Genomic DNA, 23,005 nt, shown 5'->3' on the forward strand with positions numbered 1-23,005 from the left:
GGCGCTTGCAGCACCGCAGGATCGCCGCCTAAACATCAATCCCCAGACGAGGCCGTCTCTCCTTAATTCGACGACCAGTTTTGCGCCAAATGTTCTGACGACGGACACCTGCGAACTTCACCGCCAGTTCGCGTCCGACGACAGGCGGAGTGCCTCGACGGTACGGCGGATACCCGTGGCGAAATCTGTCTGGGGACGATAGCCGAGCGCGCTGGCCGCACGAGCGGTGTCGAAGCCTGCCGGACCGCCCTTCGCCGCGTCGGCCCCTCCGAACGCCACCTGCAAATCGGGCAAGACCGCACGGATCGCGTCGATGGTGTCTGCAAGAGTGCTGCCCTTGCCGGCCGTGACATTGTAGACGGCCCACTCCGGCGATCGGGCCGTGGCGGCGCAGACGAGGCCGCGCACGGCATCGTCCAGAAAAAGGTAGTGCGTCACGTCCTCCGGCCGCCCGTCCAGGACCGTCGGCCGACCGGAGAGACCATTCTTCAGGACGCGTTCGAGCTTGGTCGGCGTCCGGCGGCCTGGCCCGTAAATCCACGAGAGGCGGATCGCGGCTGCCTCGAGGCCGTGCTCCCGGCGGTAGCCGATCACCGCCTGCTCGGCCGCAAGCTTGCTCGCCCCATAGACGCTGTCGGGCTCGGGCCGGGTTTCCTCGTCGACCACGCCTTGGTTGCGGCTGCCATAGACCTCGCTGGTCGAGCAGACGATCGTGCGGCCGACACCCTGCCGCCGGGCCGCGTCCAGCACATGGGCCGTGCCCAGGGCATTGATGCGCCAGATCTCCAGCGGACGGTCGGCCATGACCATCGGACCGGACACGGCGCCGCAATGAATGATCGTGTCCGGCGCGCTTCCGGCGACGAGCGCGGCGACGGCGTCGCCATCCGTGAGGTCGCACGGCGCAAGTCCCGCGGCGCCCGCTTCCGCGACGTCGGAGGCCGTGACGGCGACGCCGTCGGCGCGCAGCTTCTCGACCAGAGCCGCCCCCACGAATCCGGCGGCGCCTGTGACCAGCACCCGGCCGCGGTCGCGCCGCTCCATCAGGCGTCGGCCGTCAGTTCGGCAAGCAGCGCGTCCGTGCTGCGCTGGCGGCAATAGCCGGCGATCGCCTTCACCGAGGCCTGCTGGCGTTCCTGCGTGAAGGTGGCGCAGGCGTCCGGCACCAGCGTCACCAGATAACCCAGGTCGCAGGCGTCGCGAACCGCCGATTCGACGCACTGGTCGGACACGACCCCACACAGGATCAGCTGCTTCACGCCAAGATTGCGCAGGACGTAGTCGATATTGGTGGAGATGAAGACGCTGGAGGACGTCTTCGGCAGGACGATCTCGTCGGGTGCCGGCGCGATCACGTCCGGGATCTTCGCGTCCCACGACCCCTTCGGCACGTCGATGCCGGAGATCTTGTAATCGAGGCTGCGGTCGCGCCCGTCGACGGTGAGATTCTCGATCAGTGTGTAGAGCACCTCGACGCCGGCCGTCCGGCAGGCCGCCTGAAGCCGCTGCATGTTGGGCAGGGCAAGGTTTTCCATCCGGTCGAAATAATAGGCCCGCTCGGCTTCGCTCGGACCGCCGGAGCCCTTGAACTCGCCGCCCTTCCGGTCGGCCGTATAGTTCTGCACGTCGATGAACAGCAGCGCCGTCTGTCCCCGCACCAACGGAATTTCTCGACTGTAGATCGTCATCCCCACTCCTCTGGTCGCATTCCGCCGAGGCTTTTGCCTTCGCGGCGGGCAAGCCTTTTTTTAGTGCAAAAGCCGACTTGTAACAAATGAAATATGCGTGCTAGCCTTCTAACAAATGGAAGATAATCGGGCCGCGACGGCCTGCATACGAACTTGGCGGGGCACATTTCCTCAATGCCATCGGCATCCGAAGCCCTCCTGACGGTCGACGACCTCCGCAAGAATTTCGGAGGCGTGAAAGCGCTCGACGGCGTGACCTTCTCGCTGGCCGAGGGCGAACTGGCTGGGCTGATCGGCCCGAACGGATCGGGCAAGACCACAGCCTTCAATCTTCTCACCGGCGTCCTCAAGCCGAGCTCGGGCACGATCCGCTTTCGCGGCGAGGCGGTCGGCGGCAATCCGCCGGAGCGCAATGCACGGCTCGGCATGGCGCGCACCTTCCAGAACATTCGCCTGTTCCGCGATCTGCCGGTCATCGACAATGTGATGGTCGGCGTTCACATGCGCCACGGACCGAGTTTCGTGCCCACCGTCCTTCGCCTGCCCTCGGCGCAGAAGGCCGAGCGCCAGATCCGCGAGCGCGCCATGGCGGCCCTCGAGGTGCTTGGTCTCGCCCGCCGGGCGGAGGAAATCGTCGGCAGTCTGCCCTATGGCGACCAGCGCAAGGTCGAATTCGCCCGCGCGCTCGCCACCGAGCCGAGCCTCCTGCTTCTCGACGAGCCGACCGCCGGCATGAATCCGCAAGAGACGGCCGACCTCGGCGAGACCATTCGCCGCCTCCACGGCGAACTCGGCATCACAACCCTTCTCGTCGAGCACGACATGAAGATGGTGATGGGGCTGTGCCGGCACATCGTCGTGGTCAACCAGGGCATGGTGCTGGCTTCGGGACCGCCCGAGGTGATCCAGAGCAACCCGAAGGTGATCGAGGCCTATCTCGGACGTCGCAGGAAGGGCACCGATGCTGCGGCTTGAGAATCTCCACGTCCGGCGTGGCGGCACCCACGCGCTGCGCGGCATCGACCTCACCGTCGAAAAGGGTGAGATCGTCGCGCTGATCGGTGCCAACGGCGCCGGCAAGACCACCACGCTGGCGGCCATCTCCGGCCTGCTGCGCCCCGAGAGCGGCCGGATCCTGTTTTCGCCGGAACAGGGCGCCGAGCCGCTGGATCTCGGCCGGATGAAGGCCGATGGGATCGTCGCCGCCGGCATCTCCCACTGTCCAGAGGGGCGGCAGGTCTTCGCCAATCTCACGGTAACGGAGAATCTGCGGATCGGCGCCTATCTGCGCAAGGACAAGTCCGCGGTCGAGAAAGAAATCCGGGACATCCAGGCAATGTTTCCGATCCTGAAGACGCGCGGGTCCGTTCCCGGTGACCGGCTCTCCGGCGGCGAGCAGATGATGCTGGTGATCGGCCGTGCGCTGATGAGCCAGCCGAAGCTGCTGCTCCTCGACGAGCCCTCCCTCGGCCTCGCCCCCCAGCTCGTCGAACAGATCTTCGAGATCCTCGAGCGGATCCGCAGCGAGGGCGTGACCGTCCTCCTCGTCGAGCAGAACGCCGCCATGGCCCTCGACATCGCAGACCGCGCTTATGTCCTGGAGGCTGGTTCCCTCGTTATGTCGGGCACCGGCAGGGAACTCGCGCAGGACGCCGACGTCCGACGCGCCTATCTCGGGGCGGCCTGATGACCGGTTCCTACATTCTTGCCCAGCTCATCAACGGCCTGATCCTCGGCTCGATGTACGCGCTGATCGCGATCGGTTTCTCGATGATCTACGGCATCGTCCGGCTGATCAATTTCGCCCATGGCGACATCTTCACCATCGGCGCCTTCGCCACTCTGGCGAGCCTTGCCGTGGCGCATGCGCCCTTCCCTGTCGCGGTGGCGATTGTCCTTGCAGTCGGGGCACTCGCCGGCGTCATCATCGAGCGGGCGGCGTTCCGGCCGATGCGCGGCGCCCCGCAGGTAACCGGCTTCATCGCCTCGCTGGCCGTTGCGATCATCCTGGAGAACCTCGCGGTCATCACGATCAGCGCCCAGCCGCGCACCTTCGTGGTGCCGGCCTATCTCGGCCAGCTCCTGACCCTCGGATCGCTCAGCTTCCGGGTTATCGACGTCGTCATCGTCGTTCTGGCCATCGTGCTGATGATCGCCCTGGTCTGCTTCGTTCGCTTCACCAAGGTGGGCGTCGCCATGCGCGCCACGGCCGAGAACTATGACGTCGCGCGGCTGATGGGCATCAATATCGACCGCATGATCACCATGGCCTTCGCCATCGGCAGCGCCCTCGCCGCCACGGCCGGACTGATGTGGGGCAGCAAATACGGCCAGATCAGCCCGCTGATGGGGCTGCTGCCCGGCCTGAAGGCCTTCGTCGCGGCGGTGATCGGCGGCGTCGGCTCGATCCCCGGCGCGATGCTCGGCGGCTACGTGCTGGGCCTGTCGGAGGTGCTGTTCGTCGGGCTGCTGCCGCCGGAATTCTCCGGCTACCGCAACGCCTTCGTGTTCGGAGCGCTGATCCTCGTGCTCCTGGTGATGCCGAACGGCTTCCTCGGCCGCAACACGGAGGGCCGGGCATGAGTGGGCGCGACACCTTCCTGCCGCGCTTTGCCGCTATGGCGGCCATCGGCGCAATCCTGGTCTGGGCGGCCAGGGCCAATTTCGACCCGTACATCCTATCGATCATCCAGTTCGCCGGGCTCAACGTCATCCTGGCGGTGAGCCTCAATATCACCAACGGCTTCGTTGGCCTGTTCTCCCTCGGCCATCCCGCCTTCATGACCATCGGCGGCTACGTCACTGCCATCCTGGTCATGCCGTCGGCCCGCAAGGGATTGATGCTGCCGGATCTCCCGGCATTGCTCGTCGCGCAGGAATGGGCGTTTCTGCCGGCGCTGCTCGCCGGAGGGTTCGTCGCAGCCGCAGCAGCGGTGATTGTCGGCTTTCCGGTGCTGCGTCTGCGCGGTCATTATCTCGCCGTCGCCACGCTCGGGCTGATCTTCATCGTCCAGAGCTTCGCGATCAATCTGCGCGGCATCACCCGCGGCGCCCTTGGCCTCAGCGGATTGCCTGCCGAGACTACGCTTTGGTGGGTGTTCCTGTTCGTGCTGGCGACGATCTATGTCTGCTGGCAGGTCAAGCATTCGTCCCTCGGCCGCACCATGCTGGCGATCCGCGAGAACGAGCTCGCCGCCGCCTGCCTCGGCGTGAAGGTAGCGCGCACCCGCGTCCTCGCCTTCGCCCTCGGCGCCTTTTTCGCCGGAATAGCCGGCGGCCTCTGGGTGCATCTGGTGACCCTGATCAGCCCGTCTTCCTTCTCCTTCCTGCTCGCCTTCCAACTCGTCGTCATGGTGGTGCTGGGCGGCACCGGCTCGATCACCGGCGCGGCCATCGTCGCGGCTGCACTGACGCTGTTCACCGAGATCCTGCGCCCCGTCGAGGAAGCCGCCGGGATCTTCGGCGCCAGCCAGATCATCGTCGCCCTCGCCGTACTGCTGGTGCTGATCTATCGCCCCGCCGGGCTGTTCGGCACCGCCGAGCCCAATCTGTTCGCGTGGTTCGGGCGCATCGTTTCCCGATCCAAAACCCCCGCCGGATCAGCCGGCTAGCCAGGAGCAGTCCCATGCCGAACTGGAAATCGAAACTATCGGCGGTTGCCGTCGCCGCGATCGCGGCGGCCGCTTCCGTGCCGGCCCATGCGCAGGAGCCGATCTCCATCGCCGCCCTCTACAACGTTTCCAGCGGCGGTCTCGCGTCGCTGGACGGCCCATCGCTGAACGGGGTGAAGCTCAAGGCGAAGATGATCAATGAAGCCGGCGGTCTGCTCGATGGCCGGATGATCGACGTCAACGCCATCGATACCAAGAACGACACCGGCGAAACCGCCACTGCCGCCAAGCGCGCGCTATCCATCGCCAATCTCGCGGCCGGCATCGGCCAGAGCGACACCACCTTCGCGCTGGCGGCCGCGCCGCTGTTCCAGTCGGCCGGCGTGCCGTTCGTGACCTCAGGTGCAACCTCGCCGGACCTGCCCGCCATGGTCGGCGACCAGATGTTCCTGGTGCCCTTTGGCGACGATGTGCAAGCGCACGCCATGGCCGAATATGCCTATGGCAAACTCGGCCTGCGCAACATCGCAATGTGGACCGACAACGGCATGGACTACACCACCGGCCTGTCGAAATACTTCAAGGAGCGGTTCACCGAACTCGGCGGCGAGATCTCCCTGGAAGATTCCTACATGACCAGCGACCAGGACTTCTCGGCTCTCGTGGCGCGGCTGAAATCGGCCGGCGACGTCGACGGCGTCTTCGCCTCCTCCGGTCCCGACACCGCCGGGATCATCGTCAAGCAAATCCGCGAAGCCGGCATCAAGGCGCCGATCCTCGCTGGTGACGGCTTCGACACCGACCTGCTCACCAGCGTTCCGGGGCCGCAGCTGTCCACCGACGTCTACTTTACAACCCATGCCTATACCGGCATCGACAGCGGGCCGGCTGAGGAATTCCGAAAGGCCTACACTGCAGAATACGGCAATGCGCCGGAGAACGCCTTCGCCGCGCTCGGCTATGACGCGATGGGCCTCGTCGCCGACGCGATCGAGCGGGCCGGCTCGGCCGAGCCGGCCGAGGTGACCAAGGCGCTCGCCAGCACCGATGGCTACGAGGCCGTGACCGGCACCATCGCCTACAACGAGGGCAGCCGCGTGCCTTCCAAGCCGGTGGCCATCATGAAGGTCGTCGACGGCGAAGTGACCTTCGACACGACAGTCACGCCGCAGAACTGACGCAAGCGCAAGTGGCGGATCCGGAGTCTTTCGAGAGGCTTCGGGTCCGCCAACCGCGGGATGAGGAGGCCGGAACGTGAGCATCATCGATACACTGCTGCAAAGCGGCGACCCGGCCCCGGTCGGGGTGGAGAACCCGGGCGGCGCCTCGCCGATCCTGTTCGTCTCCGACCATGCCGGCGTGGCCATTCCCGCAGCCCTCGGTACGCTCGGCCTTGACGCGACGCAACTTGCCCGCCACATCGCCTACGACATCGGCATCTATGGCGTGACCACACGACTGGCGCGCGCGCTCGATGCCGCCTACGTCTTCCAGCCCTATTCGCGCCTCGTCATCGACTGCAACCGGCGCCCCGGCATGGCCCAGTCGATCATGACCGAGAGCGACGGCACCGTGGTTCCCGGCAATCGCGGCCTGTCCGAGGCCGCAATCGCGGCGCGGCAGAGTGAAATCCTCGCGCCCTATCATGACGAGATTCTGGCGACGCTCGACGCCCGCGAGGCGCGCGGGCTGCCGACGGTGCTCTTCGCCATGCACAGCTGCACGCCGATCTTCGGTGGTGAACCGGAGCCGCGCCCCTGGGATATCGGAATCCTTGCCGACAAGGACTGGCGCATCGGCGACCCGCTGATCGCGCTGCTCGAGGACGAGTCCGATCTGTGCGTCGGCCGCAACCAGCCCTACAGCGTCAACGCCGAATCCGACTACACCATTCCCCAGCACGCGGAGGGCCGAGGCCTGCCCTATGTCGAGATCGAGATCCGCCAGGATCTCATCGGCGACGAGGCCGGTCAGCGCCGATGGGCGACGCTTCTCGCCGACGTGTTTCCCCGCGCTGTCGCGGCCTCCGGAGTGCTCGCCGCATGACGACGGATCGCCCCGGATCCTCCGCGGAGGCCGCACCCGAGATCTCGATCCAGGAGCGGGTGCGCCGCGACCTGCGGAGCTTTACCGATGCGGAGAGGCGGGTCGCCCATGCCCTGCTGGGGGAATATCCCGTGGCCGGACTGGAGACAGTCGCCAGGCTCGCCAAGCGCGCCGGCACCAGCGGCCCCACCATCCTGCGCTTCGTCGGCCGGCTCGGCTTCACCAGCTACGCCACCTTCCAGGAGGCACTGCGCAACGAGATCCATGTCCGCCTGCAGGGACCGCTGACGCGTTATTCGGCGCTGCCGCGCGGCGACGAGGCCGACCTGACGCAGCAGGTCTCCGATGCCCTGCGCAGCAATATCGAGGGCGCTGCCCGCAACCTCTCGCGCGAGGACCTGGCGACGATCGTCGCCCGGCTCAGCGACCTCAAGCGCAACGTCTTCTTCCTCGGTGGCCGGTTCAGCTGGATGCTCGCCTCCTATTTCCACCACTACATGCGGGAGCTGCGGCCCGGCGCCCGCATCATCCGAGACTCCAATGCCGCATGGGCTGACTATCTGCTCGACGTGCGGCCCGGAGACGTGCTCGTGGTCTTCGACTTCCGGCGCTACCAGGAGGACGTGGCTGAATTCGCCAAGGGCGCGTCGGCGCTGGGGGCCTCCGTCGTCCTGATCACCGACGTCTGGTATTCGCCGATCGCCGCCTATGCCAATTTCTGCATCGCTTGCCCGGTCGGCATTCCCAGCGCCTTCGACAGCGGCGCCAGCGGGCTGGCGATGGTCGAGATACTGGTCGCCGGCGTGGTCGAGACGCTCGGCGAGACGGCCAAGGACCGGATCGCCGGGCTCGAAAAGCTACGCAAATCGAATAATTTCGGAGGCTGACCCGTGCACGATCGCAGCGCTCCCTCGCCAGACAGAAGGAACCCGGCCATGCTGCGCGAACCTCTGACCATGTTCTGTTACACGGATCTGTCTGGCGCGGTTCGCGGCAAGGGCTTTCCCTCACGGCTTCTCGACAAGCGGCTGCGGGGCGGTATTGGCTGGACTCCGACAAATCTGATGTTCACTGCCCTCGGCACGATCGCCGAATCCGCCTGGGGCTCCTTCGGCGACCTGACGCTGATGCCCGACCCCGACACCAGGGTCGAGGTCGATTTCGGCGACGGCACGCCGGCCGAGCGCTTCTTCCTTTGCGACGTCCACGACACCGACGGTACCCCTTGGGACTGCTGCCCGCGCAGGCTGCTGAAGGAGGCGGTCGCCGCGCTCAAGGCCCGGACCGGTCTGACCCTGCGCACCACTTTCGAGCACGAATTCATCTATGCCGGGGCGCATGCCCGGACCGCCGACAATTATGCCCTCGACGCCGTCCGGCGGCACGGCGCGTTCGGCGAGACCTTCCTCGCCGCGCTCACTACTGCCGGCGTCCCGGTGGACAGCTATCTGCCGGAATTCGCCGCCGGTCAGTTCGAGGTGACCGTGCCGCCGCTCGAGCCGCTCGCCGCCTGCGACGCGGCCGTCACGCTGAAGGAGATGGCGCGGGCCACCGCCTGGCGCCTCGATTCCAGCGTCAGTTTCTCGCCGCGCCTGTCCCCGGACGGCCTCGGCAGCGGCGTGCACATCCATTTCAGCCTGTGGGACGAGGCAGGTAATCCGGTCAGCCACGACCCCTCCGGGCCGCACGGCGTCAGTGCCCGGGCCGGCAGCTTCCTAGCCGGCATCGTCCGGCACATGCCGGCTTTGCTCGCCTTCACCGCCCCGTCCCCGGTCTCGTATCTAAGGCTCGTGCCGCATGCCTGGACCGGGATCTGGTCGAATATCGGCGTGCGCGACCGCGAGGCCGGCATCCGGATATGCCCGATCTTCGGCCAGTCGGAGGAAGCCACCGCGCGGCAGTTCAATTTCGAGTTCCGGGCCGCCGACGCGACGGCCAACCCCTATCTCGCCCTCGCCGTGATCATTCGCGCCGGTCTCGCGGGCCTCGACGAGGACCTCGCCATGCCTGAGCCGACCGTCGGCGAGGACCCAGAAGCGATGTCGCTTGCCGTGCGCGAGGCTCGCAGCATCGCCCGCCTGCCTTCGTCAGTAGACGCGGCAATAGCCGCCCTCGCTGCAGATGCCACCGTGCAAGGTTTCCTGCCGAAGCCGCTGCTGGACGCCTATCTCGCCAACAAGACGGCTGAATTTGCGATCGCGCGGGACTGGACGCCCGAGGAAATCTGCCGGCGCTACGCCGAGGTCTACTGATGACGTTGCGTCAGGCACGATGAGAGGAGCGACAGGCTTGGGCAAACTGGATGGCAGGATCGCCGTCGTCACCGGCGCGGCGACCGGGCTCGGACGCGGCATCGCCGAACTCTATGCGCGCGAGGGCGCCGATGTCGCGATCGTCGACCGCAATGGCGAGGGGGCCCGCGCCGTCGCCGCCGCAATCCGCGCGACGGGACGGCGCAGCCTCGCGGTCGAGGCCGATGTTGGCGACGAACCGTCGGTCGAGCAGGCCTTCGCCACCATCGCCGGAGAGTTGGGCGCAGCAGACATCCTGGTCAACAATGCCGGCATCGTCACCGTGTCGCTGCTGGCGGACATGACGACGGCGACCTTCGACGAGATGCTGCGCATCGATCTGAAGAGCGTCTTCCTGTGTACCCGCGCGGCGCTGCCCGCGATGCGCGCGAAGGGCTACGGTCGGATCGTCAACATCTCCTCGCAGATCGCCTACAAGGGCGCCGAGGGTATGACCCATTACGCCGCCGCGAAGGCCGGCATCCTCGGTTTCTCGCGGTCCCTCGCCTATGAGGTCACCCGTGACGGCATCGCCGTCAACACGATTTGCCCCGGCCCGCTCGACACCGACATGAAGCTGCCGCCGGAATGGGCGGCGAAGAAGCAGTCCGAGCTGGTGATCGGCCGCCAGGGGCTGGTGGCGGAGGTGGCGCCCACCGCCCTTCTCCTCGCCTGCGAAGACGCGGCCTTCTATGTCGGCGCGACGTTCCACCCGAACGGCGGCGACATCATGGTCTAGCCGCCGTCGCCGCCGCCCCTACCGCCCCTACCGCCCCGCAACCCGTGCCAGCTTGGCCGACAAACACCTCCAGGACCGTGCATGACCGATTGCAGAGCCATCGCCGAAAGACTGCAGCGCATTCCGACGACGCTCGCCGCCGATCTCCTGAAGGATTGCGACGTGTTCGAACGCAGCGCCACCGGCTTCCGCCCGATGACGTCCGGCACAACGGCCTTCGCTGGCCCGGTCCGCACCATCGCCTTCCTGCCGGGCCGTCCGGAATTGCGGCTGCGCAAGGCGCCGCCGCTGCATTTCACCGAGATCGACGCGCTGGAACCGGGCGACGTGCTGGTCCTTGCCGCTGGTGGATCGGAACAGGGCGCGCTGCTCGGCGACATGCTGGCAACGCGCGCCAAGGCGCAAGGTGCTGCCGGTGCGGTGGTCGACGGCGCGGCGCGTGATCTCGCCGGCCTGGACGAGGCCGGGCTTCCGGTGTTCGCTCGCGGCCTCGCCCCTATGGCCGCCCATGCGACGCTCATCCCGGTGGCCAGCCGATGCCCGGTCCGCCTTGGCGACGTAACCGTCCTGCCGGAGGACTGGATCCTCGCCGATGGCGACGGCATCCTGGTTCTGCCGCGGGCTCTGGTCGACCTCGTCATCGAGCGCCACGACGCGGCCTCGGTAAAAGAGCGGTTTTCGCGACATCTTCTTGTCACCGGCTTCGCGCTTGCCGAGGTTTTCCCCTTGCCGGCCGCCCTGGAGCCGTTTCTCCAACGCTTCGCCGCCACCGACGAGATGCCCGATCAGGCAGCGGTGCGGCGGGCGCTCGGCGCGCCCGCCCTGCCGGGCGGCCAGACGCGAGACGCGAAGAGGCCGGGCGCATGAGCGGGCCTGTCGACGGACAGAGCCTTCGCGAAATCAGCCGGCAGCTGGCGGACGGGTCGCTGCGGCCAGTTGCGCTCTGCGAAGCGACGCAGGTCAGACACGAACCCTCGCTCAATGCCTATAAAAGCTGGGCGCCGGCTTATGCCCGGCGGCAAGCCGAGGCGGCCGACGCGGCCTTTTCCGCCGGCATCCACCTCGGCGCCCTCCAGGGCATCCCGATCTCAGTCAAGGATCTCTACGGCGTTGCCGGTCTGCCGACCTTCGCCGGCTCACCGCGCGAACTCCCGGCCGCATGGCGTCGTGAGGGCCCTATGGTACGGAGACTGCGCGGGCAGTTAGCCGTCGTCACCGGCAAGACCCATACCGTCGAGTTCGCCTTTGGCGGCCTCGGCACCAGCATGCACTGGCCGGTGCCATGGAACTCGCGCGACCGAACGGTGCACCGGGCGCCCGGCGGGTCGAGCAGCGGCGCCGGCGCCTCGCTGGTCGAGGGCACTGCGCTGCTCGCTTTCGGCACCGACACCGGCGGCTCAGTCCGCATCCCGGCGAGCTTTACAGGCACGGTCGGGCTGAAAACCACCTGGGGCCGCTGGTCGCTGGACGGCATCGTTCCGCTCAGCCCGAGCCTCGACACGCCCGGCATCCTGACCCGCAGCGTCGATGACGCGGCCTTCGCTTTCGAGGCGCTGGACGGCGAGACCGTGCCAGATGTCGAGAGTCTGGCCAATCTCCGTGTCGGGATCGCCGAATCCTTCTTCTTCGACGAAACGTCTCCGGGCGTCGCTGAACGGATCGACGAGGCGATCGGAGCCCTCGAGGCCGCCGGCGCGTCGCTCGGCCCGTTGGCCCTGCCCGGCTGCGCCGAACTCTTCGATCTCTATCACCGGGGCGGCATCGTCGCGCCGGAACTCTTCCGCTTCCTGACATGCGACCTGCCGGAATGGCTGCCGACCCTCGATCCACGCGTGCGCGCCCGCCTGGAAGCCGGCAGCGCACTGCCGGCCTGGGAGTATCTGCAGCGCAAGGTACGCTATGCCGCGCTCGGCGCCGCAGCGATCGAGGCACTCGCCAAGGTCGACGTGCTGGTCGCGCCGACTGTGCCGATCACGCCGCCGCCGATCGCCGATCTGGCCGACGACGCGACCTATGCGCGGCTCAACATGCTCGCCCTGCGCAACACATGTGTCGTCAGCTTTCTCGGCCTCTGCGCCCTGACCCTGCCGATCGGGTCCGATGCCGCTGGCATGCCCGTCGGATTGCAGTTGATCGGGCCGCCGCACAGCGAGGCCCGGCTACTCGCACTCGGGCGAGCATTCGAGCGCCTGTTCGCAGCGAGAGGCATCTGGGAGCCGCCGACACACGTCGCCTGATTCCCCACCCCGTGTGCCCAAAGGTCCGTCCATGCAACGCCCCGAAGATGCCGCCCTCAGCCGCAACCGCCCATTCGATCCGAAGCGAACCTGCCTGCTTCTGATCGACACGCAGAACTACGTCTGGAACGACAAGGTCGCGGAGTCGCTGCCGGGCTTCGACGCGACCGTGCGCCAGACCGTCATGCCCAATCTCCAGCGCCTCGTCGCGTCGTTCCGGGAGGTCGGCGCCGAGGTCATGTATACGGTGATGGAGAACATGACCCGGGACGGGCGCGACCGCAGCCTCGACTACAAGCTGTCGAAATTCTTCATCGGCAAGGGTTCGTGGGAAGCCAAGGTGCTCGACGCCCTCGCGCCCGGCGACGACGAGATCGTCCTGCCGAAGACCTCCTCCGGCGTCTTCAACTCGACCAATATAGAGTATCTCCTGCGCAATATCGGCATCGATACACTGGTGATCACCGGCTTCCTCACCGATCAATGCGTGGACCACACGGTGCGGGATGCCGCCGACCGCGGCTTCTTTCCCATATGCATCTCGGATGCCTGCGCCACCCATTCCAAGGAGCGGCACGTCAACGCACTTGCCGCTTTCACAGGCTATTGCCGGACGTTGACCACCCAAGACATGATGGGGCTCACGACGCGATCTTCATCCGCCGGGGAGTGAGACAGGCGCGAATGTGTTCAACATGTAGGATTGTCGGTACTCACGGGACATCTCCCTTAAGCTCCCATTTCTGGGAAGAAGGAGATATCCGTGAGTAAGGATGGACGCGAGATCGCCCGCAAACTGTGAGTTCTCCGGCATGCCGATATGGTCAGGCAAGTTTCGAAGACTTGCCGATATTTTGGTGTCGGCCGCAGCAGCTTTTACCGGTGGCGGACAGCCTATCGAAAGCAGGGCGAGGCGGGACTGGTGAACCAGCCGCCGATCCCGAAGTGGCATGCAAACCGCACGCCTATCGAGATTGAGGAGAAGGTCCTTCATCTCAGAAGCCCGCCCTGTCCCACGAAGGCCGCATGTTCTACGCCCGCATAGCCGAGATGCTACGCTGCGCGGAGACAGGGTTGAACGAGCTCAACGCGCTGTCCCTGGAACCGGTCGGCGCGCTGAGGATATCGCTGCCCGCCTTCATGTCGTCGTCGGATATCTCGACAGCAATTGCCGAGTTCATCCGGCTTCATCCGCATGTGGCGGTGTCGGCGACCTATAGCGATCGCACGGTGGCTTTGATAGAGAACGGATACGATCTAAGCATCCGCGCGGGCTGGCTGGACGACAGTTCGATGATGTCGCGCAAACTCGGCAACAGTCAGCGCGCACTTGTCGCCGGCACCGGATACGCCGCGTTGCGTCCGCACCCCCGTCATCCTTCGGATATGGAGGACTGGGACTGGATCCGCTATCGACAACGATCCGATATCACGGAGTTCATCTCACCCGATGGCGAAACGGCGAAAGTCACCGGGAACGCGCGCCTGGAAGTCGACAGTGTCGATGCGCTTTTCCACTTCGCGTGCCGGAATATCGGAGCGACGATCGTGCCTTTGCATCTGGCTGCCCGCGGGGAGGTCTCCGGGGAGCTCGTTCGACTGCTGCCGGATTGGAAGCTGCGCCCGCTCGGGTACTATGCGGTATGGCCGGACAAGTCGCGGCGCGAAAACCTGACGCTTCTGTTCGTGCGGTTCCTCGCGGATCATCAAGCGTGCTGACGCATCCAAGGATGCAGGCAAAGCCGCTAGGTTCGGCCACCTTCTCGATGGAACGCCCGTCTCTAAGCTGGAATTTTCCACTTAAGATCCCGGAGCTTGTCACCGCGTCGCCTGCGGAGCCCATCGCGCCGGCAGTCGCTACGGCCGCCCCACCAGCACGCCCCCTTCCCGTCTGCTCGGGCGGCAATCGCGCCGCACGCAAATTGACCTGCATTGTCGATGGCGACACCGGTTGGGAGCGCGGGGTAAAGTGGCGGGCTCTCGACGTCGACACCCCGGAAATCGGCAAACCCGAATGCGCGGCTGAACGCCGCCTGGGAGAAAAGGCCGGCGATCGGCTGCGGGAGTTGATGGGCGGCGGCTACACGATCGAGTGGACCGGTGGCAAAGGCAAATTCGGCCGTGAACTCGCGCGGGTCCGCCTTGCCGATGGTCGCGATGCCGGTCAGGTGTTGATCCAGGAAGGCCTGTCGCAGCCTTGGCCCAATGAGGGCAACAAATGGTGCCGGAACTGACCTGAAATCATCCTTGACGACCTGGGACTTCACTGGGATTCTCCTTGTCGGATGCGGCCGATGTGAAACCGATTCCCCACGAGGATGCCATGCCGCACATCGATTATTATCTCCGCACGATCATCAAGCTCGCCCTCTCCAAAGTCCCGCCCGCGATCCGGGTCGAATGCGCGTCAAAGCGCCTCAAGGTCGACTGGCGGAGTTGGGAGGATGCTCAGGGGAAGATGGCGGACACGATCGCGACCCAGGTGCTGCTGCATCTCGACGTTCGGGGACGGGACTGGCGTCGCCATGGTTCGTCGACCAGCGGGCCGATGATATCCACGGAGGTCTGATCCGGGACAATGCTATTCGGTCGGCTTTTTGCTTGTCTCTTTCGCCGCTCCCCGAAGGTTCGGCGCGAGGCGATCGTCCTGGTGACAATGCATGGGGCGCAAGGGGCCTGGATCGAAGCGCGGGAGCGGCGACGGGCGGCGGCGGAGGTTGATGCCGAAGCTGACCGACGCCACTGGAACGCCGTGATGCGTGAGGTCGAGCGGCAAACCGGCTACCGGCATCAGGCCGATACTGCAACGCGGATGGTGGGCGGCTAACTCGCCGACGATCAGTCTGCGGAGGGAGGACTACGGCAGAACTCGCTTCGGCGGACCAGGGCGTCCACGATTCACAAGGCGAGAAGAACCCTCGGACGCGGTCCCGTGAAAATCGTCAGCGGAACCGGTAAGAAAGTTTCGCCCGAACCGTATGAAAATCGATGTCGTCGTCCAAGCGTCCCGCCGACCGCCAGCATCCACGAGTTCGGCGTGCGAGTCGTCGCTGCCGAACGCCGCCGATCACCGCGATCGCCTCGCCGAAGTCCGCCTGCGCGTGGCCAGGCGGATGTGACAGCGGCACGAAGGTCTCCCGCTGGCGGCCGCGGGCAATCAGGACATAATCCTGCACCACCGTCGGTCCGCCGCCGTAGCCATGCTCATCCCGCAGTCGCTCGAAGATCCGCTTGGCGGTATGGCGCTGTTTGAGCGGCGCCGTGCGATTGGCCTCCAGGATCGCGTCGGTCACCGGCAACAGCACCCCGAGCTTCGGTTTCGCCACCGGCTTCGTCCGCGTGTAGCCCGGCGGAATCGAAAATCGGCACATCTTCGAGATGGTCTCCCGGCTCAGATCGAAGACCCTGGCCGCATCGCGCTGGCTGTTGCCGTCAAGATGAACAAACCGACGGACAGCCGCGTAGACTTCCACGGCGAACATTCCCGGCTACTCTCCCCGAAAAGAAAAACAGCCTAACCATTGGCCGGGTTTTACACCGGCGCGGCCAACCAAAACGGTGCCGCTTCGTGGCCTACTTTCTCACCGCCCTACACAGAAAGCTCATCTCGATCATGTCGCCCATATGCTGACGATCAATATCAGCGTTTGAGGTGGCGCATAGCCCCCAAGGCGCTGCCGGAGCGCGTGCTGAACGGCGAACTGAGCGGAACGTGGCGCCCCTGGCTCGCCGGCCTCGCCGAGCGCGACCGTCCTCGACAGCCAGAGCGTCACGACAACAGAGAGTGGCGAACCACGCCGCTATGATGCGGGGACGAAGATAAAGGGGCGAAAGCGACAAGCGATGGTGGATACGGGTGGACGCGGCCTGGTACTCGACCCGCACCCCGCCGATGTTCAGGACCGCGACGGCGCCGTTGCCGTTCTTCGTCTGTCGCGCCGATCCTTCCATTCGTGGCGAAGACGTTCGCCGATCTGGGCTATTCGGGCAAGAAGCTGCAGAGCGCCACGATCATCGACGCCCAGATCGTCAAAAAGCCGCCTGACCAGGTCGGCTTCGCCGTCCATCCGAGGCGCTGGGTGGTCGAACGCTTCTTCGCCTGGATCAGCCGAAACCGCCGGCTCTGGAAAGATGCCAAGCCACCCTCGCATCGGCAAAGGCGTTTCTCTATGCCGCCTCCGTCATGATCCACAAGCGACGCATCGCTCGATCTTCATGACTTTCCGGACAGACTCTAAAGCGATTCCTGCGGGGGAGCGATCTCGCCCAGTTCCAGTACGGGACCGGCTTCGATTTTGTCGGCCTTCAGCAACGCCGCGACGCGCTCCAGGGCCGCGACGACCATGGCCTGCTCCCAGTCCGCTAGCTCCGTGAATTCGGTGTGGAAGCTCATCTGGAGGTCGGAGGGCATGCTGGCCACCATCGCCTTCCCGGACTCGGTCAAGGCGATCCAGACCTGGCGTCGATCGGTCTCGCCGCGCCTTCGGGCGACAAGCCCCCTTTCGGTCAGCCGATCGACAAGCGTGGTCACCGTTGGCTGGGTAAGGCCGATCTGGATGGCAATGGACCCAGGCGTGACCTCACCCTGACCGAGGATTCGCAGAACCATGAGCTGCGAGTTCGTCAGGCCGGTGTCCTTGGCCAGACGGCGCGCGCTGAACTCCATCGCACGCGTGATCCGGCGTAGCGCGATCAAAGCTTGTCGTCCGCGTTCCATTATCGCAAATCGCACCCCGAAAAAGGCTACCGAAAAATAGTGAGCTTTCCTAGCTGGGCACGACCCGGCTTCGCATTCTATCCGGGCGATCCTTCGACTATCAAATGATATTTATAAAAGCCTGGAATATCGTTTGATGAGCGAATTATATTGGCAATATTATCCAATAATTCTGGCTTTCCCTCCCCTTCTATTATCCTAAGAATGTCATTTATTTTCAAAGTGATGCGGGCGAGAACGCCTCAGATGCGAATTCATATCGCTCCACTGCCCAGTGTCTGGTGGTTGACTATTGCTTTGATAATTGAAATATCCGCACCAGTGTAACAGCGAGTGAGGCGTATGAATGCGGCAGTCCGAGACGGGTCCACAACCACGATTGGCCAGCGTAGCTAATCCTTTGCGCTTTCGTCACCCGGTGCGGAAAGACGGGCAAGCTGTGCACGACCTGATCGACTCCTGCGAGGCGCTCGACGATAATTCGCTCTATTGCAACTTCCTGCAATGCACGCATTTCGCCGGCACCTGCATGCTTGCGGAGATGAACGGCGAGGTCGTCGGATGGGTCTCCGCCTATCGCCCGCCCGAGGAGCCCGAGACGCTATTCGTCTGGCAAGTCGCCGTAGCCGAAGCCGCCCGTGGGCGTCGGCTGGCGCGTCGCCTGATCGCCAAACTGCTCGCGAGCGACTCTTGCACGGGCGTCGAGCGTCTCAAGACGACGATCACGCCGGACAATGCCTCGTCCTGGCGCATGTTCGAAGGCGTTGCCGACGAATTCGACGCGACGATCTCGGACAAGGTCTGGCTCTGCGGCGAAGAGCATTTTTCGGGCGACCACGACAGCGAGCACATGCTGACGATCGGCCCGATCGACGCAGGCGATGCGTCCGCCACCGATTTGGATGAGATGCCCGAACATACGACGGCCAAGGCCGCTTAAAGGCCTGGACCCGCATCGATTTGCGGGCACGGGGCTGGAATATTGACAGAACGATGATGCCCGCCTCGCCGCGGGCTCCGTTCGCAAAAAACGGATAGACAGATGCTGAATGACACTGAAACGCCGGTCAAAACGGGCGCCGACACCTTTACGCGACTCGAGTCCGAGGTCCGCAGCTATTGCCGCAGCTTCCCAACGGTGTTCCGTAAAGCGCAGAACGCCACGCTGACGGATATCGAGGGTCGCGAGTATATCGACTTTCTCGCTGGCTGCGCATCGCTGAACTACGGTCACAACGACCCAGACATGAAGTCGGCGCTGGTCGACTACGTCATGTCCGACGGCGTGACCCATGGCCTCGACATGTTCACCGAGGCCAAGGAAGCGTTCCTCATCTCCTTCAGCGAGCGCATCCTGAAGCCGCGCGGGATGGATTACCGCATGATGTTCCAGGGCCCGACCGGCGCGAACGCCGTCGAGGCGGCACTGAAGCTTGCCCGCAAGGCCACCGGCCGCGAGAACGTCATCGCCTTCACCAACGGTTATCATGGCGTGACCACCGGCGCGCTCGCCGCCACAGGCAACGGCTCCCAGCGGGCCGGCTCGCGCAGCCAGCTCACTGGCGTCACCCGGATGGCCTATGACGGCTTCCATGGCGACGGCATCGACAGCGCGCAGATGCTTGACGACATGCTCGGCGATACGTCGAGCGGCATCGATGCGCCGGCGGCCATCCTGCTCGAATGCATCCAGGGTGAGGGCGGCCTGAACCTCGCCTCGAAGGAGTTCCTTCGCCGCTTGCGCGCCATCGCCACCAAGCATGGCGCGCTGTTGATCATCGATGAAATCCAGGCCGGTTGCGGCCGCAGCGGCGACTTCTTCGCCTTCGAGTTCGCCGGCATCCAGCCGGACATCGTGACCATGGCCAAATCGCTTTCAGGCTATGGCCTTCCCTTCTCGATGGTGCTGGTCAAGCCGGAATACGACGTGTTCACGCCGGCCGAGCACAATGGCACCTTCCGCGGCAACAACCACGCTTTCGTCACGGCGCGCGCGGCGCTGGAGAAATTCTGGGCGACCGAGGACTTCGCCCTCGACATACGGCGCAAGGCGGAATTCCTGAACGAGCGCCTGGGCGGCATTGCGACCTCCTTCGGCGACGACTTCCGCGTCAAGGGCCGCGGCATGATGCGCGGCATCGACACCGGTTCGGGCGAGCGCGCCGCCGCGATCTGTGCGGCCGCCTTCGAGCGAGGCCTGATCATCGAAACCGCCGGCTCGTCCAATGAGATCGTCAAGGTGCTAGCGCCATTGACCATTACCGACGCGGTGTTCGCCCGCGGCCTCGACATCCTCGCCGACGCGTTCGACGCGGTTCTGAGCGAGCCCTCGCGGATCGCCGCCGAATAAGCTGTGGCTTCATGGCCGCGACCACGAACAGGAGACTTACCATGATCGTCAGAGATCTCACCGCCGCCCGCCAGACCGACCGGCTCGTCAAATCCGAAGGTTGGGACTCCACCCGCCTTCTGCTGAAATCGGACAATGTCGGCTTTTCGTTTCACATCACCACGCTTTACGCCGGTGGCGAAAACCACTTCCACTACAAGAACCATTTCGAATCGGTCTATTGCATCTCCGGCGAGGGGACGATCGAGGACAAGGCGACCGGCGAGGTCCACGATCTGCGGCCCGGCGTCATGTATGTCCTCGACAAGCACGATCGGCATATCGTCCGGCCGAAAACCGAGATGTCCGTCGCCTGCGTGTTCAACCCGCCGTTGAACGGCCGCGAGGTCCATGACGAGACCGGCGCCTACGCGCTTGAAGCCGAAGCCGTTTAGGTTTTCGGTCGAACGGGAGGCGCGGCGCGATGCGCGATCGCGCTGTCGGCAACCACCCACCGGTTTCGCGAGGGAAGGGCGGCAGCGCGCCGCGCCTGACCGAGCTTCCAATCAGAACGTCCGGGATCGGAGCGGCATTCGCCCGACCCGCGACGATGAGGTCCGATCCGGTCCGGCAGTCTTTCCACGAACGCGATGGGAACGCTGCCAGGCCAGTTGCTTAAGCGAGTTTCATGACAGAACACACAGTCGAGAAGATTGGCGGCACATCCATGCTTCGGCATGAGGAACTGCTGACCAATGTCCTTATCGGCGATCGCCAGGGGGCTGCGCTTTACAACCGCGCCTTCGTGGTCTCCGCCTATGGTGGCATCACCGACAAGCTGCTGGAACACAAGAAGACCGGCGAAGCCGGGGTCTATGCGCTCTTTGCCAGCACCGACTCCGAATGGGCCTGGGGCGACGCGCTGACCGAGGTCGGTCGCGCGATGCAGGCGATCAATCGGCAGGTTCTCGACGACACCGGCGACCGGCGGGCGGCGGACGATTTCGTCCGCGAGCGGGTCGAGGGAGTCCGCAGCTGCCTGATCGACCTCAGCCGGCTCTGCTCCTTCGGCCAGTTTCGCGTGTCGGAGCATCTGATGACCGTGCGTGAGATGGTGTCGTCCCTGGGCGAAGCCCATTCGGCGTTGGTGACGGCGCTACTCCTGCGCCACCACGGCGTCAACGCCCGCTTCATCGACCTGACCGGCTGGCGCGACGACACGCAGCCGAGTCTGGATGAACGAATTCAGGAAGCTTTGCGCGACGTCGACTTCAGCACCGAGATGCCGATCATTCCGGGTTATGCCCAGTGCCGGGAAGCGTTGGTGAAGTGCCATGACCGGGGCTACACCGAAGTCACCTTCGCGCGGGTCGCCGCTCTCAGCGGCGCCCGGGAAGCCATCATCCACAAGGAATTCCACCTGTGCAGCGCCGACCCGAAATCGGTCGGGCTGGACAAGGTCCGGGTCATAGGCCGCACCAATTACGACGTCGCAGACCAGCTTTCCAATATGGGAATGGAGGCGATTCATCCGCGCGCCGCCAAGGGCTTGCGCCAGGCCGGTATTCCTCTGCGGGTGCGTAACGCGTTCCGGCCGCAGGACGAAGGCACGCTGATTCTCGATGAGCGAGGGGCGCCGGAGCCCCGTGTCGACATGATCGCCGGGCTACGCGGGATCTTCTCGCTGCAGTTCTTCGAGCAGGACATGGTCGGCGTCAAAGGTCATGACGCGGCGATCCTGGAGTCGCTGCAGCGTCACAAGATGCGCATCGTCACCAAGACGTGCAACGCCAACACGATCACTCATTTCCTCGATGGCTCGATGAAAGCCCTGAAACGCGTTGAGCGCGACTTGGCCGAACGGTTCCCGGCCGCAGAAGTAGAGATCGCACGGGTGTCTATCATCTCCGTCATCGGCCGCAATCTGACGGCACCGGGGCTGACGCTCCGCGCTCTTTCGGCGCTCGATGAAGCTGACATCGCGCCCCTCGGCATGCAGGACCTGACGCGAAGGGTCGACCTGCAATTCGTGATCGACGACAAGGATCACGAGCCGGCCATACGTGCGCTTCATGCGGCGCTCGTGGAATCTAGCGAGTCGACGATCGGCGAGGTTTTGACGGAAGAACCTCAGGTATTGCGCGACGCTGCGTAAATGATGATCCCTCGATTTCGGGGACACCTTTGCTAAGCCTGTGAGGGCATGGAGGTGTTGAACGCCGAAGACGAGAAGGGAGTTTTCTCCCGAGTTCAAACAAGAGGCGGTTGCCTTGTTCGAAAGCAACGGTCGACCGCTGATGCAGCTTGCGACCGAGGTGGGTATCTCGCCATCGATGCTTCGGAACTAGCGAGCGGGTTCTCCTCACAGGTCGATCAGGAAATCTACATCATAGCCGAATAGTTCAGACAGCGCCTGCCGCTCGGCCAGCGTCGGCGTCACCCCGGCCTCAATTCCCAAAGTCTGACAGGCAACACCCCACACGCATGGGCGACATCTTCGAGGGTGCGGCCGGAGTGATCGCGAACCGCCCGAAGCACCGACGCGCCTGCGTCGATGCTGTGGACAATTTCCGGCGGAAAGGGCGCGAGCCTGGACATGACGAGATATTAGCGCGTGGATTTGTCGCGTTGATCGGATTTTAGGTGATCGTCTGGCATTCCCGCAGGCAGTAAGCCAGGGCCTGAGGGCGATCGGACCCCCCTCTCCGAGATCCCCTCGCCTGTCTTCCAGAGAAAATCCGTCACCGTCCGAATCCGGGCGCCGGTTCGTCTCCGACCTCGACGACCATCCGCTCGTCCAATTCGCGGTTCTCGATCTCGACCGCCAGCCACTTGCGGTGCGCGGCGTGCACGTAGCCGCGGGGGTTGCAGATCACCCGGGTCGCCCCGATCGCATAGTCGTGCCGCGTGTGGACGTGGCCGTGGATCCAAAGCTCCGGCTGGTAATCGAGGATCAGGTCCTCGAGGTCGCTCGCATAGGCGGCGTCCCCTGGTTCCTCGACCCGGCCGTTGCGCAGCGACCGCGGCGACGGCGCGTGGTGCGTCACGACCACCGTCGGACCATTGGAGGGCGTCGCCAGCGTCGTCTCGATCACCTGACGCATAACGTCCACATTCTGACGATGAACGGCGACAGCTACCGGCTCAAGCAGTCGTCGGGCCACCGACGACGCCGTTGATCGGGAAACCGGCGAAATCTCCACGACCTGATCCCCAAACCCGATCGCCGACGCACGAAGGGGTCCGATCGGACCCCTTCGTACGTCGTGTCTGCCATCGCCGTTGGCGTGGTTTTACTCGGCCTCTCTGGCCTGGATTTGCTCCGTCGTTGACACAAAAAAGCAAAG

Annotated in this window: 24 protein-coding genes and 4 pseudogenes; 23 read left to right on the forward strand and 5 right to left on the reverse strand. The window is 64.9% G+C overall.

Going from position 1 to position 23,005, the window contains the following annotated elements; translation table 11 throughout:
- Positions 1–117: 117 nt before the first annotated feature.
- Together VSX60_RS18720 and VSX60_RS18725 are read right to left on the reverse strand one after the other, a co-directional pair.
- Entirely contained in the window at positions 118–1,044 is a 927-nt protein-coding gene (locus tag VSX60_RS18720) for an NAD-dependent epimerase/dehydratase family protein (protein ID WP_327625783.1), read from the reverse strand.
- Positions 1,044–1,688: an isochorismatase family cysteine hydrolase gene (locus tag VSX60_RS18725; RefSeq protein ID WP_327625785.1), complete on the reverse strand. Its 645-nt coding sequence runs from the start codon at positions 1,686–1,688 to the stop codon at positions 1,044–1,046. Before VSX60_RS18725 ends, VSX60_RS18720 begins: the two co-directional genes overlap by 1 nt.
- Positions 1,689–1,862: 174 nt before the next feature.
- On the opposite strand from VSX60_RS18725, the gene VSX60_RS18730 reads away from it, so the two are divergent.
- The 17 genes and pseudogenes from VSX60_RS18730 (at position 1,863) to VSX60_RS18810 (ending at position 15,439) form a co-directional block, all read left to right on the forward strand.
- On the forward strand, positions 1,863–2,663 hold the full coding sequence (locus tag VSX60_RS18730; protein ID WP_327625786.1) for an ABC transporter ATP-binding protein: 801 nt from the start codon (positions 1,863–1,865) through the stop codon (positions 2,661–2,663).
- On the forward strand, positions 2,650–3,375 hold the full coding sequence (locus VSX60_RS18735) for an ABC transporter ATP-binding protein (protein ID WP_327625787.1): 726 nt from the start codon (positions 2,650–2,652) through the stop codon (positions 3,373–3,375). Before VSX60_RS18730 ends, VSX60_RS18735 begins: the two co-directional genes overlap by 14 nt.
- Positions 3,375–4,271: a branched-chain amino acid ABC transporter permease gene (locus VSX60_RS18740; RefSeq protein WP_327625788.1), complete on the forward strand. Its 897-nt coding sequence runs from the start codon at positions 3,375–3,377 to the stop codon at positions 4,269–4,271. Before VSX60_RS18735 ends, VSX60_RS18740 begins: the two co-directional genes overlap by 1 nt.
- On the forward strand, positions 4,268–5,299 hold the full coding sequence (locus VSX60_RS18745; RefSeq protein WP_327625789.1) for a branched-chain amino acid ABC transporter permease: 1,032 nt from the start codon (positions 4,268–4,270) through the stop codon (positions 5,297–5,299). The genes VSX60_RS18740 and VSX60_RS18745 overlap by 4 nt, the downstream gene beginning before the upstream one ends.
- A 14-nt stretch (positions 5,300–5,313) precedes the next feature.
- Entirely contained in the window at positions 5,314–6,477 is a 1,164-nt protein-coding gene (locus VSX60_RS18750) for an ABC transporter substrate-binding protein (RefSeq protein ID WP_327625790.1), read from the forward strand.
- A gap of 76 nt (positions 6,478–6,553) precedes the next feature.
- Positions 6,554–7,345 (forward strand): N-formylglutamate amidohydrolase, encoded by a 792-nt coding sequence (locus VSX60_RS18755; protein WP_327625792.1) that lies wholly within the window; start codon positions 6,554–6,556, stop codon positions 7,343–7,345.
- Positions 7,342–8,232, forward strand: a complete 891-nt coding sequence (locus VSX60_RS18760; RefSeq protein ID WP_327625793.1) for a MurR/RpiR family transcriptional regulator — start codon at positions 7,342–7,344, stop codon at positions 8,230–8,232. The genes VSX60_RS18755 and VSX60_RS18760 overlap by 4 nt, the downstream gene beginning before the upstream one ends.
- Positions 8,233–8,280: 48 nt before the next feature.
- Positions 8,281–9,597: a glutamine synthetase family protein gene (locus VSX60_RS18765; protein ID WP_327625794.1), complete on the forward strand. Its 1,317-nt coding sequence runs from the start codon at positions 8,281–8,283 to the stop codon at positions 9,595–9,597.
- 37 nt (positions 9,598–9,634) lie between these two features.
- On the forward strand, positions 9,635–10,375 hold the full coding sequence (locus VSX60_RS18770) for an SDR family NAD(P)-dependent oxidoreductase (RefSeq protein ID WP_327625795.1): 741 nt from the start codon (positions 9,635–9,637) through the stop codon (positions 10,373–10,375).
- Positions 10,376–10,456: 81 nt separating this feature from the next.
- Positions 10,457–11,242 (forward strand): RraA family protein, encoded by a 786-nt coding sequence (locus tag VSX60_RS18775; protein ID WP_327625796.1) that lies wholly within the window; start codon positions 10,457–10,459, stop codon positions 11,240–11,242.
- Complete coding sequence (locus VSX60_RS18780; RefSeq protein WP_327625797.1) at positions 11,239–12,612, forward strand: amidase; 1,374 nt, start codon at positions 11,239–11,241, stop codon at positions 12,610–12,612. Before VSX60_RS18775 ends, VSX60_RS18780 begins: the two co-directional genes overlap by 4 nt.
- Before the next feature lie 31 nt (positions 12,613–12,643).
- Positions 12,644–13,285, forward strand: a complete 642-nt coding sequence (locus VSX60_RS18785; protein ID WP_327625798.1) for a cysteine hydrolase family protein — start codon at positions 12,644–12,646, stop codon at positions 13,283–13,285.
- 147 nt (positions 13,286–13,432) lie between these two features.
- Positions 13,433–13,612, forward strand: a pseudogene (locus tag VSX60_RS18790) (helix-turn-helix domain-containing protein); the annotation flags it as partial.
- Positions 13,613–13,638: 26 nt separating this feature from the next.
- Positions 13,639–14,331 carry a substrate binding domain-containing protein gene (locus VSX60_RS18795; protein ID WP_327625799.1) on the forward strand — a complete coding sequence of 231 codons (693 nt, stop codon included), beginning with the start codon at positions 13,639–13,641 and terminating at the stop codon, positions 14,329–14,331.
- A 203-nt stretch (positions 14,332–14,534) separates the two neighbouring features.
- Positions 14,535–14,846, forward strand: coding sequence for a thermonuclease family protein (locus VSX60_RS18800; RefSeq protein WP_327625800.1), 312 nt, complete (start codon positions 14,535–14,537; stop codon positions 14,844–14,846).
- Positions 14,847–14,935: 89 nt separating this feature from the next.
- Positions 14,936–15,181, forward strand: a complete 246-nt coding sequence (locus tag VSX60_RS18805) for a hypothetical protein (protein ID WP_327625801.1) — start codon at positions 14,936–14,938, stop codon at positions 15,179–15,181.
- Positions 15,182–15,262: 81 nt separating this feature from the next.
- Entirely contained in the window at positions 15,263–15,439 is a 177-nt protein-coding gene (locus VSX60_RS18810; RefSeq protein WP_327625802.1) for a hypothetical protein, read from the forward strand.
- Between the two features lie 220 nt (positions 15,440–15,659).
- Here VSX60_RS18810 and VSX60_RS18815 read toward each other — a convergent pair.
- Positions 15,660–16,094: pseudogene (locus VSX60_RS18815) on the reverse strand (IS21 family transposase); the annotation flags it as partial.
- Between the two features lie 241 nt (positions 16,095–16,335).
- Here VSX60_RS18815 and VSX60_RS18820 point away from each other — a divergent pair.
- Positions 16,336–16,831, forward strand: a pseudogene (locus VSX60_RS18820) (transposase); the annotation flags it as partial.
- A gap of 15 nt (positions 16,832–16,846) precedes the next feature.
- Here the strand turns inward: VSX60_RS18820 and VSX60_RS18825 are convergent.
- Positions 16,847–17,329 carry a MarR family winged helix-turn-helix transcriptional regulator gene (locus tag VSX60_RS18825; RefSeq protein ID WP_327625803.1) on the reverse strand — a complete coding sequence of 161 codons (483 nt, stop codon included), beginning with the start codon at positions 17,327–17,329 and terminating at the stop codon, positions 16,847–16,849.
- A gap of 346 nt (positions 17,330–17,675) precedes the next feature.
- Between VSX60_RS18825 and ectA the strand changes: the two genes are divergently transcribed.
- From ectA to VSX60_RS18850, 5 genes and pseudogenes are all read left to right on the forward strand, one after another.
- Positions 17,676–18,269 (forward strand): diaminobutyrate acetyltransferase, encoded by a 594-nt coding sequence (gene ectA / locus VSX60_RS18830; RefSeq protein ID WP_327625804.1) that lies wholly within the window; start codon positions 17,676–17,678, stop codon positions 18,267–18,269.
- Positions 18,270–18,371: 102 nt separating this feature from the next.
- The gene (ectB, locus tag VSX60_RS18835) at positions 18,372–19,679 is read left to right on the forward strand and encodes a diaminobutyrate--2-oxoglutarate transaminase (protein ID WP_327625805.1); all 1,308 of its coding nucleotides are present in this window, start codon (positions 18,372–18,374) and stop codon (positions 19,677–19,679) included.
- Between the two features lie 41 nt (positions 19,680–19,720).
- The gene (locus tag VSX60_RS18840; RefSeq protein WP_327625806.1) at positions 19,721–20,113 is read left to right on the forward strand and encodes an ectoine synthase; all 393 of its coding nucleotides are present in this window, start codon (positions 19,721–19,723) and stop codon (positions 20,111–20,113) included.
- A 233-nt stretch (positions 20,114–20,346) separates the two neighbouring features.
- Positions 20,347–21,813 carry an aspartate kinase gene (locus VSX60_RS18845; protein ID WP_327625807.1) on the forward strand — a complete coding sequence of 489 codons (1,467 nt, stop codon included), beginning with the start codon at positions 20,347–20,349 and terminating at the stop codon, positions 21,811–21,813.
- A gap of 67 nt (positions 21,814–21,880) precedes the next feature.
- Positions 21,881–22,000: pseudogene (locus tag VSX60_RS18850) on the forward strand (transposase); the annotation flags it as partial.
- Between the two features lie 399 nt (positions 22,001–22,399).
- Here the strand turns inward: VSX60_RS18850 and VSX60_RS18855 are convergent.
- The gene (locus tag VSX60_RS18855; protein WP_327625808.1) at positions 22,400–22,762 is read right to left on the reverse strand and encodes a hypothetical protein; all 363 of its coding nucleotides are present in this window, start codon (positions 22,760–22,762) and stop codon (positions 22,400–22,402) included.
- Positions 22,763–23,005 lie beyond the last annotated feature (243 nt).

The sequence above is a fragment of the Aurantimonas sp. A3-2-R12 genome, from assembly GCF_036016755.1.
GTDB classification, from domain to species: Bacteria; Pseudomonadota; Alphaproteobacteria; order Rhizobiales; family Rhizobiaceae; genus Aurantimonas; species Aurantimonas coralicida_A.

What these genes read in the sequence shown, in the direction of transcription:
- VSX60_RS18785 (WP_327625798.1), top strand. Translation starts at nt 12,644, where the DNA reads ATGCAACGCCCCGAAGATGCCGCCCTCAGCCGCAACCGCCCATTCGAT.
- VSX60_RS18855 (WP_327625808.1), bottom strand. Translation starts at nt 22,762, where the DNA reads ATGCGTCAGGTGATCGAGACGACGCTGGCGACGCCCTCCAATGGTCCG.
- VSX60_RS18735 (WP_327625787.1), top strand. Translation starts at nt 2,650, where the DNA reads ATGCTGCGGCTTGAGAATCTCCACGTCCGGCGTGGCGGCACCCACGCG.
- VSX60_RS18725 (WP_327625785.1), bottom strand. Translation starts at nt 1,688, where the DNA reads ATGACGATCTACAGTCGAGAAATTCCGTTGGTGCGGGGACAGACGGCG.
- VSX60_RS18765 (WP_327625794.1), top strand. Translation starts at nt 8,281, where the DNA reads ATGCTGCGCGAACCTCTGACCATGTTCTGTTACACGGATCTGTCTGGC.
- VSX60_RS18745 (WP_327625789.1), top strand. Translation starts at nt 4,268, where the DNA reads ATGAGTGGGCGCGACACCTTCCTGCCGCGCTTTGCCGCTATGGCGGCC.
- VSX60_RS18845 (WP_327625807.1), top strand. Translation starts at nt 20,347, where the DNA reads ATGACAGAACACACAGTCGAGAAGATTGGCGGCACATCCATGCTTCGG.
- ectB (WP_327625805.1), top strand. Translation starts at nt 18,372, where the DNA reads ATGCTGAATGACACTGAAACGCCGGTCAAAACGGGCGCCGACACCTTT.
- VSX60_RS18780 (WP_327625797.1), top strand. Translation starts at nt 11,239, where the DNA reads ATGAGCGGGCCTGTCGACGGACAGAGCCTTCGCGAAATCAGCCGGCAG.
- VSX60_RS18730 (WP_327625786.1), top strand. Translation starts at nt 1,863, where the DNA reads ATGCCATCGGCATCCGAAGCCCTCCTGACGGTCGACGACCTCCGCAAG.
- ectA (WP_327625804.1), top strand. Translation starts at nt 17,676, where the DNA reads ATGCGGCAGTCCGAGACGGGTCCACAACCACGATTGGCCAGCGTAGCT.
- VSX60_RS18775 (WP_327625796.1), top strand. Translation starts at nt 10,457, where the DNA reads ATGACCGATTGCAGAGCCATCGCCGAAAGACTGCAGCGCATTCCGACG.
- VSX60_RS18825 (WP_327625803.1), bottom strand. Translation starts at nt 17,329, where the DNA reads ATGGAACGCGGACGACAAGCTTTGATCGCGCTACGCCGGATCACGCGT.
- VSX60_RS18720 (WP_327625783.1), bottom strand. Translation starts at nt 1,044, where the DNA reads ATGGAGCGGCGCGACCGCGGCCGGGTGCTGGTCACAGGCGCCGCCGGA.
- VSX60_RS18795 (WP_327625799.1), top strand. Translation starts at nt 13,639, where the DNA reads ATGTTCTACGCCCGCATAGCCGAGATGCTACGCTGCGCGGAGACAGGG.
- VSX60_RS18805 (WP_327625801.1), top strand. Translation starts at nt 14,936, where the DNA reads ATGCCGCACATCGATTATTATCTCCGCACGATCATCAAGCTCGCCCTC.
- VSX60_RS18750 (WP_327625790.1), top strand. Translation starts at nt 5,314, where the DNA reads ATGCCGAACTGGAAATCGAAACTATCGGCGGTTGCCGTCGCCGCGATC.
- VSX60_RS18840 (WP_327625806.1), top strand. Translation starts at nt 19,721, where the DNA reads ATGATCGTCAGAGATCTCACCGCCGCCCGCCAGACCGACCGGCTCGTC.
- VSX60_RS18740 (WP_327625788.1), top strand. Translation starts at nt 3,375, where the DNA reads ATGACCGGTTCCTACATTCTTGCCCAGCTCATCAACGGCCTGATCCTC.
- VSX60_RS18760 (WP_327625793.1), top strand. Translation starts at nt 7,342, where the DNA reads ATGACGACGGATCGCCCCGGATCCTCCGCGGAGGCCGCACCCGAGATC.